At 70.5% G+C, this 17,468-nt stretch carries 13 protein-coding genes, 1 tRNA gene and 1 other RNA gene; 12 read left to right on the forward strand and 3 right to left on the reverse strand.

Annotated features, from left to right (window positions below; all coding sequences use genetic code 11):
* The first annotated feature begins 567 nt into the window (after positions 1-567).
* The 9 genes from pruA to KBX43_RS12460 all read left to right on the forward strand — a co-directional run bounded on the left by pruA (position 568) and on the right by KBX43_RS12460 (position 8,423).
* Entirely contained in the window at positions 568-2,196 is a 1,629-nt protein-coding gene (gene pruA / locus KBX43_RS12420) for an L-glutamate gamma-semialdehyde dehydrogenase (RefSeq protein ID WP_187693684.1), read from the forward strand.
* A 134-nt stretch (positions 2,197-2,330) separates the two neighbouring features.
* Positions 2,331-2,846, forward strand: a complete 516-nt coding sequence (locus KBX43_RS12425) for a PadR family transcriptional regulator (protein WP_043326375.1) — start codon at positions 2,331-2,333, stop codon at positions 2,844-2,846.
* Between the two features lie 45 nt (positions 2,847-2,891).
* Positions 2,892-4,013 (forward strand): peptide chain release factor 2, encoded by a 1,122-nt coding sequence (prfB, locus tag KBX43_RS12430; RefSeq protein WP_043326373.1) that lies wholly within the window; start codon positions 2,892-2,894, stop codon positions 4,011-4,013.
* 118 nt (positions 4,014-4,131) lie between these two features.
* Positions 4,132-4,812: a cell division ATP-binding protein FtsE gene (gene ftsE / locus KBX43_RS12435; protein ID WP_013284225.1), complete on the forward strand. Its 681-nt coding sequence runs from the start codon at positions 4,132-4,134 to the stop codon at positions 4,810-4,812.
* 65 nt (positions 4,813-4,877) lie between these two features.
* Positions 4,878-5,753, forward strand: coding sequence for a permease-like cell division protein FtsX (gene ftsX / locus KBX43_RS12440; RefSeq protein ID WP_030501420.1), 876 nt, complete (start codon positions 4,878-4,880; stop codon positions 5,751-5,753).
* A gap of 131 nt (positions 5,754-5,884) precedes the next feature.
* Complete coding sequence (gene smpB / locus KBX43_RS12445; RefSeq protein WP_030501421.1) at positions 5,885-6,364, forward strand: SsrA-binding protein SmpB; 480 nt, start codon at positions 5,885-5,887, stop codon at positions 6,362-6,364.
* Between the two features lie 103 nt (positions 6,365-6,467).
* Positions 6,468-6,843: a transfer-messenger RNA gene (ssrA, locus tag KBX43_RS12450) on the forward strand.
* 175 nt (positions 6,844-7,018) lie between these two features.
* Positions 7,019-7,441: a hypothetical protein gene (locus KBX43_RS12455; RefSeq protein WP_043326371.1), complete on the forward strand. Its 423-nt coding sequence runs from the start codon at positions 7,019-7,021 to the stop codon at positions 7,439-7,441.
* A gap of 37 nt (positions 7,442-7,478) precedes the next feature.
* A complete protein-coding gene (locus tag KBX43_RS12460; protein ID WP_064447739.1) occupies positions 7,479-8,423 on the forward strand; it encodes a hypothetical protein in 945 nt (314 codons plus the stop codon).
* Positions 8,424-8,426: 3 nt separating this feature from the next.
* Here KBX43_RS12460 and mdlC read toward each other — a convergent pair whose 3' ends face one another.
* Positions 8,427-10,019, reverse strand: a complete 1,593-nt coding sequence (gene mdlC, locus KBX43_RS12465) for a benzoylformate decarboxylase (protein WP_210884467.1) — start codon at positions 10,017-10,019, stop codon at positions 8,427-8,429.
* A gap of 109 nt (positions 10,020-10,128) precedes the next feature.
* A complete protein-coding gene (locus KBX43_RS12470) occupies positions 10,129-10,929 on the reverse strand; it encodes an S-methyl-5'-thioadenosine phosphorylase (RefSeq protein ID WP_043326365.1) in 801 nt (266 codons plus the stop codon).
* 148 nt (positions 10,930-11,077) lie between these two features.
* Between KBX43_RS12470 and KBX43_RS12475 the strand changes: the two genes are divergently transcribed.
* Positions 11,078-11,668 (forward strand): YqgE/AlgH family protein, encoded by a 591-nt coding sequence (locus tag KBX43_RS12475; RefSeq protein ID WP_043330624.1) that lies wholly within the window; start codon positions 11,078-11,080, stop codon positions 11,666-11,668.
* Between the two features lie 90 nt (positions 11,669-11,758).
* Positions 11,759-11,831, forward strand: a tRNA-Ala gene (locus KBX43_RS12480).
* A 642-nt stretch (positions 11,832-12,473) separates the two neighbouring features.
* On the opposite strand, the gene KBX43_RS32060 is transcribed toward KBX43_RS12480, so the two are convergent.
* A complete protein-coding gene (locus KBX43_RS32060) occupies positions 12,474-12,695 on the reverse strand; it encodes a type II toxin-antitoxin system prevent-host-death family antitoxin (RefSeq protein ID WP_167435536.1) in 222 nt (73 codons plus the stop codon).
* A 536-nt stretch (positions 12,696-13,231) separates the two neighbouring features.
* Here KBX43_RS32060 and KBX43_RS32065 point away from each other — a divergent pair.
* Positions 13,232-17,467 (forward strand): LamG domain-containing protein, encoded by a 4,236-nt coding sequence (locus KBX43_RS32065; RefSeq protein ID WP_210884469.1) that lies wholly within the window; start codon positions 13,232-13,234, stop codon positions 17,465-17,467.
* Position 17,468 lies beyond the last annotated feature (1 nt).

Below are 17,468 nucleotides of genomic sequence, written 5' to 3' on the forward strand. Positions count from 1 at the left end.
GTCTTCCCTTCGACGGTCGCCGGATCCCCGAGCCGGGCCGGGCAGGTCACCGGTCATCCAGCGTACGCGGCGCATCACCACTCCTCGGGCGGGCCGTGTGCCGTGTGCGCGTTGATCGACTGCAGTACGGCGATGTGGTGGCATCCCGAGGGCCCGGATACCGCCATTTCCCCGAGGTGGAGTGGATCAGTGGCCGATAACCGCCAGCCGGGCGGGCCGTGTGGTGCCGTTGGTCGACTCCAGCTCGGGGAGGTGCCGCCCGGAGGCCCGGAACACCGCCACCCCCGAGGTGGGCTGGATCAAAGGTCGAGTAAGAGCCGACGAATCGTCGACGAACTGGGGCGCGATCCGATGTTTCGTCGGATCCGGGTCGGTTGGGGCCGACGGTCCGGAGATGAACCGGCCGTCCGGTGTGCCAGGGAGGCGCGTCCGGCGGGGGCTTGTCGTGACAGAATCGGGGCCAGGTCCCGCCGCCGCCCACCCCGCGGCGCCCCGGTGTCCGGCCGCCCGGCCGGCGCCCGCGGGTCCGGTTTCGCCGTCGCCGTCGAGATCGCCAGGAGCCTGTTGATGGACGCCGTGTTCTCCGTACCCGAGCCGCTCAACGAGCCGGTCCACTCCTACGAGCCCGGCAGCGCCGACCGGGAACGGCTCCAGCGGCGGCTGGCCGAACTGGCCGCCGAGCGGATCGAGCTGCCCATGACGATCGCCGGCGAGCGGCGGATGGCCGGCGGCGCGTCGATTGACGTGGTGCAGCCGCACAAGCACGCGCACGTTCTCGGCGTCACCGGGCACGCCACCCACGACGACGCCCGCGCCGCGGTGCAGGCCGCCAAGGACGCCGCGCCGATGTGGCGGGCGCTGCCGTTCGAGGAGCGGGCCGCGATCTTCCTGCGCGCCGCCGACCTGCTGGCCGGCCCCTGGCGGGACACGCTCAACGCGGCCACCATGCTCGGCCAGTCCAAGACCGCCGTGCAGGCCGAGATCGACTCGGCGTGCGAGCTGATCGACTTCCTGCGCTTCAACGTGCACTTCGCCCGGCGGCTCCTGGCCGAGCAGCCGCTGTCCTCGCCCGGGGTCTGGAACCGCCTCGACCACCGGCCGCTGGAGGGCTTCGTCTACGCGATCACCCCGTTCAACTTCACCGCGATCGCCGGCAACCTGCCGTCCGCGCCGGCCATGCTCGGCAACACGGTGGTCTGGAAGCCGTCCCCGACGCAGCAGTTCGCGGCGCACTTCACCATGCGCCTGTTCGAGGCCGCCGGCCTGCCGCCCGGCGTGATCAACATGGTCACCGGCCGCGGCGAGGAGGTCTCCGAGGTGGTGCTCGCCGACCCGGACCTGGCCGGCATCCACTTCACCGGCTCGACGAAGGTGTTCCAGCACCTGTGGAAGACCGTCGGCGACAACATCGCCCGCTACCGCGGTTACCCCCGCCTGGTCGGCGAGACCGGCGGCAAGGACTTCGTGGTCGCGCACACCAGCGCCGACGTGGACGCGCTGCACACCGCGCTGATCCGGGGCGCCTACGAGTACCAGGGGCAGAAGTGCTCGGCTGCCTCGCGCGCGTACGTCCCACGGTCGATCTGGGAGGGCGGGCTGCGCGACCGGCTCGCCGCCACCGCGGACTCGCTGACCTACGGCGACGTGACCGACTTCAGCAACTTCGGCGGCGCGGTGATCGACGACAAGGCGTTCGGCCGGCACACCGCCGCGCTGGAGCTGATCAAGGGTGACGACTCCTGCCGCATCCTGGCCGGCGGCACCGCCGACGACTCGGTCGGCTACTTCGTCCGGCCGACGCTGTTCGAGTGCTCCGACGCGGCGCACGAGACATTCACCACCGAGTACTTCGGGCCGATCCTCGGCGTGCACGTCTTCGACGACGCCCGCTTCGACGAGGTGGTCGCCCAGGCCGAGTCGATCGCGCCGTACGCGCTGACCGGGTCGATCTTCGCGACCGACCGCCGGGTGGTCGACCAGGTGGCGGAGAAGATGCGGTACGCGGCCGGCAACTTCTACATCAACGACAAGCCGACCGGCGCGGTGGTCGGGCAGCAGCCGTTCGGCGGCGCCCGGGCCAGCGGCACCAACGACAAGGCGGGTTCCTGGCACAACCTGGTCCGCTGGATGTCGCCTCGGACGATCAAGGAGACGTTCGTTCCGCCGACCGATCACACCTACCCGCACATGGGCTGAGACGCTCGAAGAGGGCCCGTCCCGGCCGGGACGGGCCCTCTTCCTCATCCGACAGTGCACATCGGACCGGTCCGCGGGTGCCGAAATAGGCAAATCCTGGACGCCAGAGCCGACAAAGTGGCAGCTTAGAGGGCATGGCGGATTCCGGAGTCAACCCGACGGCGGCAGCTTTGCTCGGCCTGCTGCACGACGGCCCGATGACTGGCGGCCAGTTGATGGCCGCGGCTGAGCGCCGGCTGGCGCCGTACTGGTCGATGACCCGCAGTCAGGTCTACCGGGAGCTACCGGTCCTGGCCGAGAAGGGTCTGGTGCGTCTCGGCAAGCCCGGGCCGCGCATGAGTCAGCCGTACGCGCTGACAGCTGCCGGTAAACGGACATTCTCCCGCTGGCTGGCGGAGAATCCCGGCAAGGACACCATCCGTAACCCGATAGCGCTACGGATGGCGTTCGGCAACCTGCACTCGGCGAGCCAGCTCAAGAACCTCTACGCGACGGCGAACGAGTACCACACCGAGGCGCTGGCGGCGGTGCGGGAGCAGGTCAAGAACGCCAAGAAGGAAGGCGAGAGCTACGACGCCAGCGCGCTGGAGTTCGCCGTCGCCTACCACAAGGCGGCGCTGTCCTGGCTCAAGACCGCGCCGGTCGGCTGACCACCTGCAGCAGGTTGAGGGAACGACGCAGTAGTCTTGTCTGTCGTGACCGCTGCCGATTACGCCGAACAGCTCAAGGAACTCGACGCCACGCTGCGCAACATCGAGGCCGTGCTCGACCTCGACAAGCTGCGCGAGCAGAAGGCACGGCTGGAGCAGGAGGCCTCCGCGCCCGACCTCTGGGACGACCAGGCCAAGGCGCAGCAGGTGACGTCGCAGCTGTCGTACGTCAACGGCGAGATCACCAAGCTCGGCGACCTGCGCTCCCGGCTCGACGACGCCGGGGTGCTGCTGGAGCTGGCCCAGGCGGAGGACGACCCGGGCGCGCTGACCGAGGTCGAGTCGGAGATCGCCGGGCTGACCAAGGCCATCCAGGAGATGGAGGTCCGCACGCTGCTCTCCGGCGAGTACGACTCGCGGGAGGCGCTGGTGGCGATCCGGGCCGGGGCCGGCGGCGTGGACGCCGCGGACTTCGCCGAGATGCTGCTGCGGATGTACCTGCGCTGGGCCGAGCGGCACGGCTACCCGACCGAGGTCTACGAGACCTCGTACGCCGAGGAGGCGGGCCTCAAGTCGGCCACCTTCACGGTGAAGGTGCCGTACGCCTACGGCACGCTCAGCGTGGAGTCCGGCACGCACCGGCTGGTGCGGATCAGCCCGTTCGACAACCAGGGTCGCCGGCAGACCAGCTTCGCCGGCGTCGAGGTGCTGCCGGTCACCGAGCAGACCGACCACATCGACATCCCGGAGAACGAGGTCCGGGTGGACGTCTACCGGTCGTCCGGGCCGGGTGGGCAGAGCGTCAACACCACCGACTCGGCGGTGCGGCTGACCCACATCCCCACCGGCATCGTGGTGACCTGCCAGAACGAGAAGTCCCAGCTGCAGAACAAGGCCTCCGCGATGCGGGTGCTCCAGGCCCGGCTGCTGGAGCGCAAGCGGCAGGAGGAGGAGGAGAAGATGGCCGGCCTGAAGAGCGGCGGCACCAGCTCCTGGGGCGACCAGATGCGCTCGTACGTCCTGCACCCGTATCAGATGGTGAAGGATCTGCGCACCGAACAGGAGACGGGCAATCCGTCCTCGGTCTTCGACGGTGACCTGGACAGCTTCATCGAGGCGGGAATCCGCTGGCGGAAGCAGCAGCAGCTCAGCGCTGACGGTGCGTGATCACGTTCGGACTGAGCGCGTCATCGATCCCGTTCTGACCGGGTAAATCGATGACGCGCACCGCTTCGGCGGGCCTGGGGGCTTGGCTCTGCGGTTACACCGCGTAGACTACCGACCCGTGATTCAGCTTGAGCAAGTGACGAAGACGTACCCGAAGGCGTCCCGGCCTTCGCTCGACAACGTGTCCGTCTCGATCGAGAAGGGCGAGTTCGTCTTCTTCATCGGTCCATCCGGCTCCGGCAAGTCCACCATCATCAAGTTGCTGCTGCACGAGGTCACGCCCAACAAGGGTCGCGTCGTCGTCAACGGCAAGGACGTGACGTCGATGCGTTCCTGGAAGCGACCACACTTCCGGCGTTCCATCGGCTGCGTCTTCCAGGACTTCCGGCTGCTGCCGAACCGCACCGCGTACGAGAACGTGGCGTTCGCGCTGGAGGTGATCGGTAAGACGAAGGCGGTCGCCCGCCGGGTCGTGCCGGAGGTGCTGGAGCTGGTCGGTCTCGGTGGCAAGGAGCACCGCTACCCGCACGAGCTCTCCGGTGGTGAGCAGCAGCGTGTGGCGGTGGCCCGGGCGTTCGTCAACCGGCCGCTGATCCTGCTGGCCGACGAGCCCACCGGAAACCTGGACCCGGACACCTCGATCGAGATCATGCGCCTGCTGGACCGGATCAACCGCACCGGCACGACCGTCGTGATGGTCACGCACGACTCCAACATCGTGAACCAGATGCGGCGCCGGGTGATCGAGATCGAGAGCGGCCGCATCGTGCGCGACCAGGCCCGCGGCGTCTACGGCTGAGCCGTACGACGTTCCGTAGACCCTGACGACGAACCCTCACGCCGGAGAGCCGGAGGAATATCCCGATGCGGATGAAGTACGTCCTGTCCGAAGTACTGGTCGGGCTGTGGCGCAACGTCACCATGACCATCGCCATGATCATCACAATGGCGGTGTCGCTGTTCATGTTGGGCGGCAGCGGCCTTCTGTACCAGAAGGTCGGCGACATGAAGGACCTCTACTACGAGAACGTCGAGGTCTCGATCTTCCTGAAGACCGACGCCACCAAGGAACAGGTCGACGCGCTGGGTCAGCAGCTCGACCAGGACCCGCTGGTCAAGGACTCGACGTACGTCAACAAGGACCAGGCGTACGAGCGCTTCCAGCAGATGTACGCCGACGCCCCGGACCTGGTCAGCGCGGTCAAGCCGGACCAGCTTCCCGAGTCGTACCGGGTGAAGCTCAACGACCCCGAGCAGTACAAGGCGATCTACGACAAGTACAAGACCGCCGAGGGCATCGACACGATCGTCGACCAGAGCAAGCTGCTCGACAAGGTCTTCGGCGTGCTCAGCGGCTTCCAGAACGGCGCGCTCGCGATCGCTATGGTGATGGCCGTCGCCGCCCTGCTGCTCGTCGCGAACACCATCCAGGTGGCCGCGTACAGCAAGCGGCGTGAAGTGGCGGTCATGAAGCTGGTCGGCGCGTCGAACTGGTTCATCCAGGCGCCGTTCGTGCTGGAGGCGGTGGTGGCCGGTCTGTTCGGCTCCATCCTCGGTCTGCTGGCGTTGATCGCGGTGAAGGTGCTCGCGGCCGGCAGTTCGATGGCGGCCCTGGAGGGTCTGATCACCCCGATCTCCTGGTCCGACATCTTCCTGACCTTCCCGCTGATGGCCGCCGTCGGTGGCGTGGTCAGCGCGGTCACCGCCTGGGTCACGCTCCGCTTCTACCTGCGGGTCTAGTCACCCGTCCGGCTCCGGCAAGGGCCCTCCCGCGCGGAATAAACCGCGCGGGAGGGCCCTTGTGGTTCCGGTAGCATGATCTTCGCTCGCCGGCCGGTGGCCGGCGACGGACCGGGAGGGAGGTGGCGCCGATGCCACGGGAAAAGGGTCGCAAGGTGGTCGCCTCCAACAAGAAGGCGCGCCACGACTACGCCATCCTCGACACGTACGAGGCGGGCATGGCGCTGACCGGCACCGAGGTGAAGTCGCTGCGGGCCGGGCGGGCGTCGCTCGTCGACGCGTTCGCCCAGGAGCGTGACGGCGAGATCTACCTGCACGCCATGCACATCCCGGAGTACGCCCAGGGCACCTGGACCAACCACGAGCCCCGGCGTACCCGCAAGCTGCTGCTCAACCGGATCGAGATCGACCGGCTGCTGGGCAAGCTCAAGGAGAGCGGCCTGACGCTGGTGCCGTTGCAGGTCTACTTCTCCGACGGCTGGGCCAAGGTGGAGATCGGCCTGGCCCGGGGTAAGAAGTCGTACGACAAGCGCCAGGACCTGGCCAAGCGGGACGCCGCCAAGGAGATCGCCCGGGCGGTCGGCCGGCGCGGCAAGGGCATGGCTGAGTGATACGTCCGGTTCGTCCGGCTGCCCACGTCGGGCGGGCCTCGGGATGAATCCGGTTGCGCCAGGCGTTACGCTTGGTGTGCTGCCGACAGGGGCAGCGCTACGAGGGGGTGACTGGTTTCGACTTCGTACGCAGCGACAGGGGAAGCGAGCCGAGGAAGCCGACGTCGTCTCGAGAATCGGTCGTCGGAAACCAATAAGCGCCAAGAACAATCGCGCTGACTTCGCTCTCGCCGCCTGAGGCGAGTAGCAAGTCTGTCGGCCTGGGAGCGCCTTCGACCCAGTCAGCCGGCATCAGCTAGAAGGCTGGCCAATCGGACCCGGTCGCGGGGTCCGTGCGGCGAGATCAATCAGCGACTGGGCCCGTCACACCAACTTGCTCGCGTGAGCGGTGGGGCCGAGTAGAGGCACAGCGAGCTGCGCTCGGAGAAGCCCTGACAAACCGGCGAAGGACCCGGGTTCGATTCCCGGCACCTCCACTACACGGCCTGTGCGCCCCGGTCCACGAGGACCGGGGCGCACAGTCGTCTGAGGCCTCTGAGCCAGCCGGGGCAGATGGTGCCAATGCGGCAGATGAGACGCGTCGCAGCGCTGGACAGCGCCGCGTACCGGGTCCACCATCGCCATACGGGTTCGCCCAGCAGCGGGAGGTGTCCCATGGTCACCAGTCCGATCCAGCAGCCGATCTCCGTGCTCCCCACCGCTCCCGGTGACCTGCGCGCCCTCGCCCGGGCCACCGGCGGTCCGCGCTGGCGGGAGCGCCTGCTCACCGACCTCGACCCGGTCCGGCGGGGCTTCACCGAACACGTCCGCGTCACCGAAGGGCCGGGAGGCCACTACGCCGACCTGGTGCGCGCCGCGCCGCGGCTGCACCGGGGCGTACGCCTGCTGGTCGCCGAGCACGCCGCGATCCTGGCGGCGCTGGCCGCGCTCCAGCACACGGTCCGGCTGCCCGGGGCGTCCGCCGCCCAGGTGCGGGCCCGCACCGTGGACCTGCTGCGCGCGCTCGACCGGCACCGGCGCCACGGTGCCGACCTGCTCTGGGAGGCGTACCAGGCCGACCTCGGCGGCGAGGACTGAGCCGGAACCGTTCCGGGCCGGCACCCGTCCAACCCGTATGCGTCGCGTGCTCGCCCTGCTCGGGATCTCGTTGCTGACCCTCTCCGCCTGCGCCACGCCCGGCGCCGCTCCCGTCCGGACGCCGCCCACCGGCCCGGACCAGCGGCCCGCGTTCACCGAGCGGGCCGAGGAGGTCGCCGCGGGCTGGCGTCCCGGGCCGGGCTGGCGCGACGGGTACGTGCCGCTCCAGGACGCCACTGTGCTCACCGGCGACCCGGGCTTCACCGACGAGACGAAGGTGGCGTTCGGGGCGGGCTGGTACCGGGACCAGATCCCGATCCCGGCCGCCGTGCCGAAGGACGGCACGATCCGGTTCCCCGACGGCACGCTGCGGGTGCCGTTGGTCAGCGCCGCCGACGCGTACGCCCAGCTCCGCCAGGGCGACCCGCCGCCGTGCGACGGGCGCCCGGCCGCGCCGGACCCGGCACCGACCGGACGGCCCGGCCCGAACGACCCGGTGTCGACCTCGGCGCCGACGCCGTGCGTCCCGCTCACAGTGACCGAGGTACGGCTGGGCAGCGCGCCGGTGTGGACCAGCCGGGGCCGCGCCGACGTGCCCGCCTGGCTGTTCACCGTGGACGAGCTGGCCGTACCCGTGGCCCGGATCGCCGTCGCGCCGCGCGTGACCGGCCGGGCGCCCGGCGGCGCGGTGCCCACCCGGCCGCTCCCGGCCGGCCTGGTGTCCGCTCAGCAGTTGCGGGCGGTCGAGGGCAACCGGATCGACTACGTGCTCGGCGTCGGCGCCTGCGACGGCCCGCCCACCCCGCTCGTGCTGGAACGGCCGGACGTGGTGGTGATCGGCGGCGCCGTGATCGCCTCCACCGGCGTCTGCACCGCGCAGCTCGTGCTGAAGCCGGTCAGCGTCACGCTCGACGCGCCGCTCGGCGGCCGGGCCGTGCTGGACGCCGCCAGCGGCGCCCCGCTGATCGTCCAGCCCGGCTGAGTCTCAGAGGATCCGTGGCACGTCGGTGCTGATCGGCACCGGCAGCACCGTCGGCCGGTCCGCGGCCAACGCGGCGTCGAGCGCGGTGCCGAGCCCGTCCAGCGTGGTCACCGCACCGGCGCAGCCGTAGCCGTGCGCCACCGCCGTCACGTCCAGCCCGGGCAGGTCCAGCGCCGGCACACCAGGGGTGTGCTTCAGCTCGGCGAACGCCTTCAGGATCGCGTACTGCTGGTTCACCGGAACCACGACGGCGAGCGGCAGGCGCAGCCGCGCCGCCGTCCACAACGCCTGGACCGAGTAGTGGAACGAGCCGTCGCCGACCACCGCGACCACCGGGCGGCCGCGCCCGGTGTCGCGTTCGGCGAGCGCCATGCCGACCGCCGCCGGCAGCCCGAAGCCGAGCCCGCCGCTGGCCATCGTCAGGTACGAGAGCGGCCGCTCGATCGGCAGCCGGCGGCGCAGCGCGGCCAGGTTGGACGGCGACTCCTGCACCAGCACCCCGTCCGCCGGCCACGCGGCGGCCAGCGCGGCGAACAACGCGTCGGCGCTGGGCGGGTCAGCCTGCTCCGGCGGGGCCGGCTGCGGGCGCGGTGACGGCGCGGGACGGTCGGTCGCCGGCAGCAGCTCGCACAGCGCGGCCATGGTCAGGCGGGCGTCGCCGAGCAGGCTGTCCCCGACCGGGGCGCGGGCCGCCTCGTCCGGGTCGTCTGTGACGTGCAGCAGCCGCGCGTCGCCGGGCAGGTAGTCGCCCGGCACGTGCGGGTAGTAGCGGAACACCGGCGCACCCACCACCAGCACCACGTCGTGGCCGCGCAACGCCTCCGACAGCGGCCCGATCGCGTACGGCAGCACGCCCCGGAAGTGCGGATGCCGCTCGGGGAACACGGCCCGCTCCGGGGCCGGGGCGGCCCAGACCGGGGCGGCCAGACGCTCGGCCAGCGCCACCGCGTCCGGCCAGGCGTCCGACCGGTCCACCGCCGCGCCGAGCACCAGCGCCGGGGCACGGGCGGCGGCCAGCGCGTCGACGAAGCTCCGCAGCCGGTCCGGGTCCGGCGCGATCCGGGTGGCGACGGTACGCACCTGCGGCGGCGGGTCGGCCGGGCGGTCCCAGTCGTCCATCGGCAGGGAGAGGAAGACCGGCCCGGCCGGTGGCTGCACCGCCGAGGCGTACGCCCGCATGAAGGCCGCCGGGATGTCCTGGGCGCGGGCCGGCTCGTGGGCCCACTTGACGTACGGCTGGGCCAGCTCGACCGCCCGGGGGCTGGCCAGGCGCGGCTCGATCAGCAGCATCTCGCGGGTCTGCTGGCCGGCGCTGACGATCAGCGGCGTCCGGTTGTGCCAGGCGGTGACCAGGTTGCCCATGCCGTTGCCGGTGCCCGGCGCGGTGTGCAGGTTGACGTGCGCGGGCCGGCCGGTGCCCTGGGCGTAGCCGTCGGCCATCGCGACCGCCGACGCCTCCTGCAGCGCGTGCACGTAGTGGAAGTCGGCCGGGAACTCCTGCAGGAACGGCTCCTCGGTCGAGCCCGGGTTGCCGAAGACCGTGGTCAGCCCGAGCGCGCGCAGCAGGTCGTAGGTCGCCTCCCGCACCGTCGCCATCGCCGGCTGCCTCCGTCCTCCACGCGGATGCCGGAGACGGCCCGGTGCCCGGTCCCCCGACCAGCCGAATCTATCGGGCCGAGGCCGACTTTTCGGGCGCTTCCCGCGCTCAGGGCAGCGGGAACGGCAGCTTGATCCCGTCCAGCGCGTGCCCGCACCCGCACTCCCGCTCGGCGGGCAGCGCCGCGACGGCGTCCAGCAGCAGCCCGCGCAGCCGGTCGGTGTTCTCCGCGAAGACCCGGAACACCTCCTCGTGGGTGACCGACTCGCCCGCCTCGACGCCCGCGTCCAGGTCCGTGACCAGCGCGATCGACGTGTAGCAGAGCGCCAGCTCACGGGCCAGCACCGCCTCCGGGTGGCCGGTCATGTTGACGATCGTGCCGCCCATCGAGGCGAACCAGCGCGACTCCGCCCGGGTCGAGAAGCGCGGACCCTCGACCACCACGACGGTCCCGCCGTCCACCGCCGGCACGCCCCGCCCGGCCGCCGTGTCCAGCAGCGTGCGCCGCCCCGCCGGGCAGTACGGATCGGCGAACGACACGTGCACCGCGCCCCGGTCGTAGTACGTCTGCACGCGCCCGCTGGTGCGGTCGATCAACTGGTCCGGCACCACGAACGTGCCCGGACCCAGCTCCGGCCGCAGGCCGCCCACCGCGCAGGGCGCCAGCACCTGGCGTACGCCCAGCGACCGCAGCGCCCACAGGTTCGCCCGGTAGGGGATCAGGTGCGGCGGGTAGCGGTGATCACGCCCGTGGCGGGGCAGGAACGCCACCCGGCGACCGCCCACCTCGGCGACGGTGATCGGGCCCGACGGCTCGCCGTACGGGGTGTCCACCACGTGCTCCACCCCGTCGAGCAGGGCGTAGAGACCCGACCCGCCGATCACCGCCAGTTCGGCCTGCGCCGCCATCCGACCCTCCCTCGATCCGTCGTGATCACCCGCCGTCAGACCTTAACCAGCGGGCCGGACGCAGGCTATGGTGCGTGACATGGCGTTGACAGGATGGACGGTCGACGGCCTCGGGCCCGTACGGGCGCACGGCTGACGGGTGTCGGACATGCAGAGTGAGGGGCAGGCGATCGGTGGCCGAGCCATGGAGTCGATGACCGGACGACTGCTGGTCGCGACACCAGGGCTCAAGGATCCGAACTTCGACCGTACGGTCGTGCTGCTCGTCGCCCACGAACCCGGCGGCGCCCTCGGGGTGGTGCTGAACCGCGCCACCGAGGTCTCGGTGGCCGACGTGCTCGGCGACTGGAGCGACCTGGCCCGCGACCCGGCCGTGCTGTTCGAGGGTGGCCCGGTGCAGCCCGACTCCGCCATCTGCCTGGCCCGGATGCGGCACCCCGTCCGGCCGGTCAAGGGCTTCCACCGCGTCTCCGGCGCGGTCGGCACCATCGACCTCTCGGTCGACCCGGAGAAGCTGCGCGAGGCGGTCGGCGGGATCCGGGTGTTCGCCGGCTACTCCGGCTGGGGCGCCGGGCAGGTCGAGCGCGAGATCGAGGAGGGCTCCTGGTTCGTGCTCGACGCGCTGCCCGGTGACGCCTTCGTCGACCGGCCGGATGATCTCTGGCCGATGGTGCTGCGCCGGCAGGGCGGCATGATGGCGGCGGTGGCCCACTTCCCGCCGGACGTGGCGCTGAACTGACCCCCTCGGTGGGGGACCCCCGCGAGATGACCATGCGGGGCGGCGTGTGTATAGTTCTTCCCGTGCCCGGGCGACCGGGTGCGAACGCAAGGGGCCGTGGCGCAGCTGGTAGCGCACCACACTGGCAGTGTGGGGGTCAGGGGTTCGAGTCCCCTCGGCTCCACCGACCGCACCGTTGTGCGAACCGGTGGTACTCCTGAGGTGCCCCCGTCCGTTTCGGGCGGGGGCATTGTCGTGTCGGCGGGGATCTTGAACGCGGGTACGACTCCCTGGTCGGTGAATCGGACTTCGGCGATGACGGGCTTGGAATTGAGCGAGTCGTTGGCGGAGTTCGCGGATGCGGGGTCCGGCGGTGGCGTCGTCCATGGTGCCGTTTTCGATTTGCCGTGTGGTAGCGGTCGATCGAGTTTTTCGGTGGCTCGTCCGGATGCTGCGCCACCTGAGCCTCAAGGGCCGCAGCCTGGTCAGCCACACTCATCGACACGGCACCTACCGCACTGAATGCCTGTCGCGATCGGGCACGGAGCCAGGGGCGTCATGGGCGGTACACGTCAATTCGATAAGCACTTCCACAGCAGTGACGGTGTGAATGTCATCGTCAATGCGGTAGATGATCCGATAGGTGCCTCGCCGGGCGCTGAATCGATCTGACAATGGCGGCAGCAGACGCTTCCCGACCCGGCAGGGTTTCGCGCCAACGGCCCGGTCATGAAACCGTACGAGGCCACAGTGACGGCCGGGGCCTTACGCGACCGAGGCGCGACGGGCGCGAATGATCTCCGCGCGAGGGCGGGCAGACACCTCTTCACCTCGGCACGTTCCGCGTCGAGTCGGCCGGCCGCCACAGGGTGCCCGCATCCCCGAGAACCGCGACCCGTTCCTCCAGACGCTTCAAGTCCTCCACCGAGACCAGCACAGCGGACGGCCGACCATGCATGGTCACTTCGCTGCTGCGTTTGTGCAGTTCCCGTACGGCGTTGGAAGCCCCGTGACGGAGCTGCGAGTCGTCGAAGACGTCGTCGAGCACGAGTGTTGCCCGGCTTGGGACCACGGCCCCGGCAAAGTCGTTAGGTGCCGAACAATGCCAGCGGGCGGGTGCTGTCGCGGGCGTGATGCCGGTTGGCAGCGGTCGGTGTTGCGGTCGGTGTCGCAGGTAGCAGAGCCGGTACGCAGGACGGTGACGAGACCAGCGATGATGGCAGCGCGGCCTTGCTGCCACCAACAGCGGCGCTTCTACCTCAAGCCCCACACGTCAGACACTGTCACGACTTGCCTGGGCGAGGATCTGACCGAGGGGCAGCGCCAGTCAGGTGAAAGCTCATTGACCAAGGTCACCATTGGCTCCTACCATCTGCCCACGCGCTTTGCCGTACGGGGGCAGATGGGCAACCGCTGAACCCTGCGCGAGAACGACTTCATCGCATGGTTCACGGGGGAGCAACACAAATGACGATGGCGCACGCCCGCATCGCGCAGGGCGCCACTTTGGCGATCCTGGCGACGTTACTCTCAGTCGTTACATCACCACCTACCGCCGCTCATGCTGCGGATTGTCCGTCCGGAGTGGTCGCCGAGAGTGAGCCGGCTGCCGAGACCGAGGCGGCGGCACAGCGCCTCGCGGAGCTCTGTGACAAGCCCGTCGAGGTCCTCGCCGAAGCCGATGAGACCACCAAGGTCGTCGCCCTGCCCAGCGGCGACTTCTCTATGGAGACCTACCTCGAGCCGCAGCGCGTCGAGCGAAACGACCGCTGGATCGCGCTGGACACGAACCTCGAGCGCGGCGCGGACGGCCGGTTCCGGCCCAGGGCTGCGGCCGACGTGTCGTTCTCGACCGGTGGCACCGGCCCGCTGGCGACCTACCGCGAGGGTGGCGCCGACTTCACGCTGACCTGGCCCGCGCCGCTGCCGGCCGGCGTCGTGCGCGAGGACTCGGTCACGTACCCGGAGGTTCACCCGGGCGTGGACCTGGTGGTGCGTGCCGTGCCCGGCGGCTTCTCGCACGTGCTCGTAGTGAAGAACGCCGAGGCTGCCGCGAACCCCGAGGTGCGCGAGACGGCCTACGTCATCGGCGGCTCGGCGACCGTGACCGAGACCAACGACGAGATCGTCATCAAGGGCCCGGCCGGTGTGATCGCCGGCGCTCCCAAGGCGATGGCCTGGGATTCGACCCGGCAGGTCCGTGACCCGCAGACCGCCGCGCTGCGCCGGGAGGATCCCGAGGGCCTCGCCCCACCGCGGGTGGCCGAGCCGTCCACCGCCGAGGCTCCGAGCGAGTTCGCCCGCCGGTCCGACCTGGACGTACGGGTTGCCGGCAAGAGGCTGACGGTGAGCGTCGACGAGGATCTGCTGTCCGCGCAGTCGACGTTCCCTGTCTACATCGACCCGACCTATTCGAAGTACTACGCGAAGTGGATTCCGGTCAACGACTCCCGGCCGGACACCAAGTGGGTCTCCGGCGACGCCTGGCCGCGTGAGGTCATCCGGATCGGGTCCAACTACGACAACTACGGCGACGTGTGGCGCGCGCACATGCAGTTCGACATCAGCGCGCTCAGGGGCAAGCGGGTCATCAATACGCCCAGCGTCGACGCCTACCTGACGCACAGCGCCTGGTGCGCCGGTGAGTCGCTGGCGCTCTGGCAGACCAACGCCATCGACGGCAACACCCCGACCTGGAACGGCATGAAGGGCAAGTGGCTGCACGGCAAGGCGATCCATACCAAGACAGTCAAGGTGAACAGCGGCTGCAGCGGCCAGAAGCCGGCCTGGGTCAAGTTCAACGCGGGCGGTGTGAAGACCCACGTGCAGCGGCATGCCGACGAGAACTACAGCACCATCACGTTCGGCCTGCGGGTGCCCACCGAGAGCGGCGGCCACTGGGTCAAGGCCGAGCGCGGCAAGATCAAGCTGGTCGTCGAGTACCAGTCGAAGCCGACCTCGCCGGTGCCGGTGCGCACCGCGCCGGGCGGTAACTGCGCCGCCTCGCCCGGTCCTTGGATCAACGACAGCACCCCGGCCCTGTACGCCACGGCAACCGACGCCGACAACTCGGTGCGGCTCGTCTTCGACGTGAACGGCCCGACGGCGCCGGCCGACTACACCTCCGCCGCGGTGGCCTCGGGCAAGGAAGCGACCTGGACCACCCCGGTGCTCGCGGACGGCAGCTACAACTGGAGGGTCTACGCCACCGACGGCACGGACAAGACCGGCTGGAGCAAGACCTGCTACTTCCGGCAGGATCACACGCCGCCCACCCTGCCGGTGATCGCCCGCAAGGCCGGCACCCCGACGCCCGAGCTGGGCAAGCCGGTGACCCTCACCTTCTCGTCGACCGACGCGCTCTCCGGCGTCGAGCGCTTCGACTACGGCATCGGCGTCGACGTGAAGTCGTCGAACGTCACGGCGTCGGCCGGCAAGGCGGAGGTCACCTTCACCGCGGACAGCGGGCTGACACAGATCTACGTGTGGGCCCGGGACAACGCCCTCAACTCTTCGTCGCGGGCGATCTACAACATCTTCACCGGGCGGGTCACGCCGGTCGAGCCGATGGCCGTCTGGCGGATGACCAGCAACCTGCGTGACGACTCCGGCACCATCGACGACGAGGGCAACACCAGTGAGGCGTCCACCGCGAAGGACCTGCGGTGGACGGTCTCCGGCACGCCGACGTACTCGGCGGACCGGCTGAACCACGGCAGCACCGCGCTCGACCTGACCGGTACGGGCTGCGCCACCACGATTCCGGTGGTGCGCAGTGACGCGGCGTTCACCGCCACGGCCTGGGTCAAGCTGACCAGCAAGGCGGCCGGGTCGAACCGCACCGTGCTGGCCGTCGCCGGCACCAACGCGCCGGCCTTCGCGCTCTCCTACGACCAGGCCAGTGACCGCTGGCAGACGGCGATCACCAACGCCGACTCGGCTACGGGAACCTCAACGATCGCCCGCGGCACCACCTCCCCGCCGCTCAACGGCTGGCAGCATGTGGCGACCACGGTCGACCCGGTCGGCAAGACGATGCGGCTCTATGTGGACGGCGCAGTACAGGCGACCACCGCGATCGGCGCCCTGCCGTGGCGCGGCACCGCCCGCACCCTGGTCGGCTGCGGCGGTACCGCCGGTGTGATCAATGAGCATCTGATCGGCGCGGTGGACGACGTCGCGATGTGGAGCGGCCTGCTCAGCGACGCGCAGATCGCCGCGGCGCGCGACGAACTGCCGGCCGGTGTCGCTGCGGCCTGGAAGCTACGCGGCACCGGTGACGACGCCAGCAACCACGGCCACACGCTGACCGTGCCCACCCCGGCGACGCCGCCTACGCCCGAGCCAACCCCGGAGCCCGAGGTCACCGACGACCCGGCACCCGATCCGGGCCCGGGCGGTGGCCCGACCCCGCCGCCGGGCGAGGAGCCGACGCCCGAGCCGACCGAGACCGGCGACCCGAACGAGCCGGACCCGACCGGTAGTCCCGAGGTGCCTGAGGAGACCGAGGAGCCGTCGCCGGATCCGTCCGAGGAACCGACCCCCGAGCCGACGCCGGCACCGACGGTTCCCATGGAGTGGACCGACGACGCGTACGGCCGGCCGGGCTCCGCCTGGTACGTCAGCGGTGACCGGTGCGCCACCACGCAGCACAGCGTGATCCGCAGCGACGAGTCGTTCACGCTCGCCGTCTGGGCCCGTCTGGACGACCCGAGCGCGATGAACCAGACGATCATCGGCACCGACGGCAACCGGGTCAGCGGCTTGTTTCTCGGCGCCCGCACGAACGCCGCCGGCGTACCGTTCTGGGCGCTCATGATGAAGGCCTCCGACTCCGAGACCTCGACCTCGGAGTGGGCGGGCGGGAGCACCGACGCGTTCGCCGCGACGGTGGGCAAGTGGACGCACCTGACCGCAACCTACAACGCCACCACCAAGACGATGTCGCTGTTCGTGAACGGCGCGAAGGCGGCGTCCGTGGTGCGGTCGACCGGCGCGAACTGGAACGCGTCCGGTGTGCTCAGCCTCGGCTGCGCCAAGTACGCCGGCGCGCGCAACGACTTTTTCCGAGGCGCGATCACCGATGTGAAAGTGTGGCGCGGCGCGCTCACCGACGCCGCGGCTGCCGCCGTGAAGAACGCCAACCCGCCGGTCAGTGTGCAGGCCTGGTACCCGCTGGAGGGGCCGCGTGCCGAGGAGCCGACCAACCTGGAAGACCGCTCCGGCAACGCCAGGCACCTCTCGATGGCCTCCGGTGAGCCGCACTGGGAGCAGGACCGGTTCGCCAGCCGCAACGGCGCGCTGGGCCTGGCCCTCGACGAGGGCTCGTGCGCCGAGACCAATGCGCCGGTGATTCAGGCGAACGAGTCGTTCTCGGTCGCCGCCTGGGTATCGCTGGACGACCTGACCGGCGACCGCACCGTGCTGTCGCAGTCGGGCAGCGTCAAGCACCGCTTCCTCATCGAGTACGCGGCCGGCGTCGGCCGGTTGCGGGTGGTGATGACCGGCGGTGACTCCGCTGACGCGCCGACCGCGGAGGTGCGCTCGCTGGCCGCCCCGGCGGCTGGCGCATGGACGCACGTGGCGGCGGTCTTCAATGGGCTGACGAACAAGCTCACGTTCTATGTGGACGGCGAGCCGCAGGGTGAGGGCACCACGCTGACCGGCTCGCTGTGGTCTGGATCCTCCCCGCTTCGAGTCGGTTGTCTCGCCCTGACCGGCGGGACCCGCTCCAACTACCTGGGCGGCATCGTCGACGACGTCCGCGTCTGGACCTCGACGGTCGACCCCGACCTCTTCGGCACCTTCGCCCACGCCTGAC

The organism is Micromonospora sp. C41 (assembly GCF_018070485.1).
GTDB classification, from domain to species: Bacteria; Actinomycetota; Actinomycetes; order Mycobacteriales; family Micromonosporaceae; genus Micromonospora; species Micromonospora chalcea.

Excerpts from the sequence above, each read along its gene's own strand:
- KBX43_RS12460 (WP_064447739.1), top strand. The coding sequence starts at position 7,479 with ATGCGTCGCGTGCTCGCCCTGCTCGGGATCTCGTTGCTGACCCTCTCC.
- ftsX (WP_030501420.1), top strand. The coding sequence starts at position 4,878 with ATGCGGATGAAGTACGTCCTGTCCGAAGTACTGGTCGGGCTGTGGCGC.
- KBX43_RS12475 (WP_043330624.1), top strand. The coding sequence starts at position 11,078 with ATGCAGAGTGAGGGGCAGGCGATCGGTGGCCGAGCCATGGAGTCGATG.
- KBX43_RS12425 (WP_043326375.1), top strand. The coding sequence starts at position 2,331 with ATGGCGGATTCCGGAGTCAACCCGACGGCGGCAGCTTTGCTCGGCCTG.
- pruA (WP_187693684.1), top strand. The coding sequence starts at position 568 with ATGGACGCCGTGTTCTCCGTACCCGAGCCGCTCAACGAGCCGGTCCAC.
- KBX43_RS12470 (WP_043326365.1), bottom strand. The coding sequence starts at position 10,929 with ATGGCGGCGCAGGCCGAACTGGCGGTGATCGGCGGGTCGGGTCTCTAC.
- KBX43_RS12455 (WP_043326371.1), top strand. The coding sequence starts at position 7,019 with ATGGTCACCAGTCCGATCCAGCAGCCGATCTCCGTGCTCCCCACCGCT.
- mdlC (WP_210884467.1), bottom strand. The coding sequence starts at position 10,019 with ATGGCGACGGTGCGGGAGGCGACCTACGACCTGCTGCGCGCGCTCGGG.
- smpB (WP_030501421.1), top strand. The coding sequence starts at position 5,885 with ATGCCACGGGAAAAGGGTCGCAAGGTGGTCGCCTCCAACAAGAAGGCG.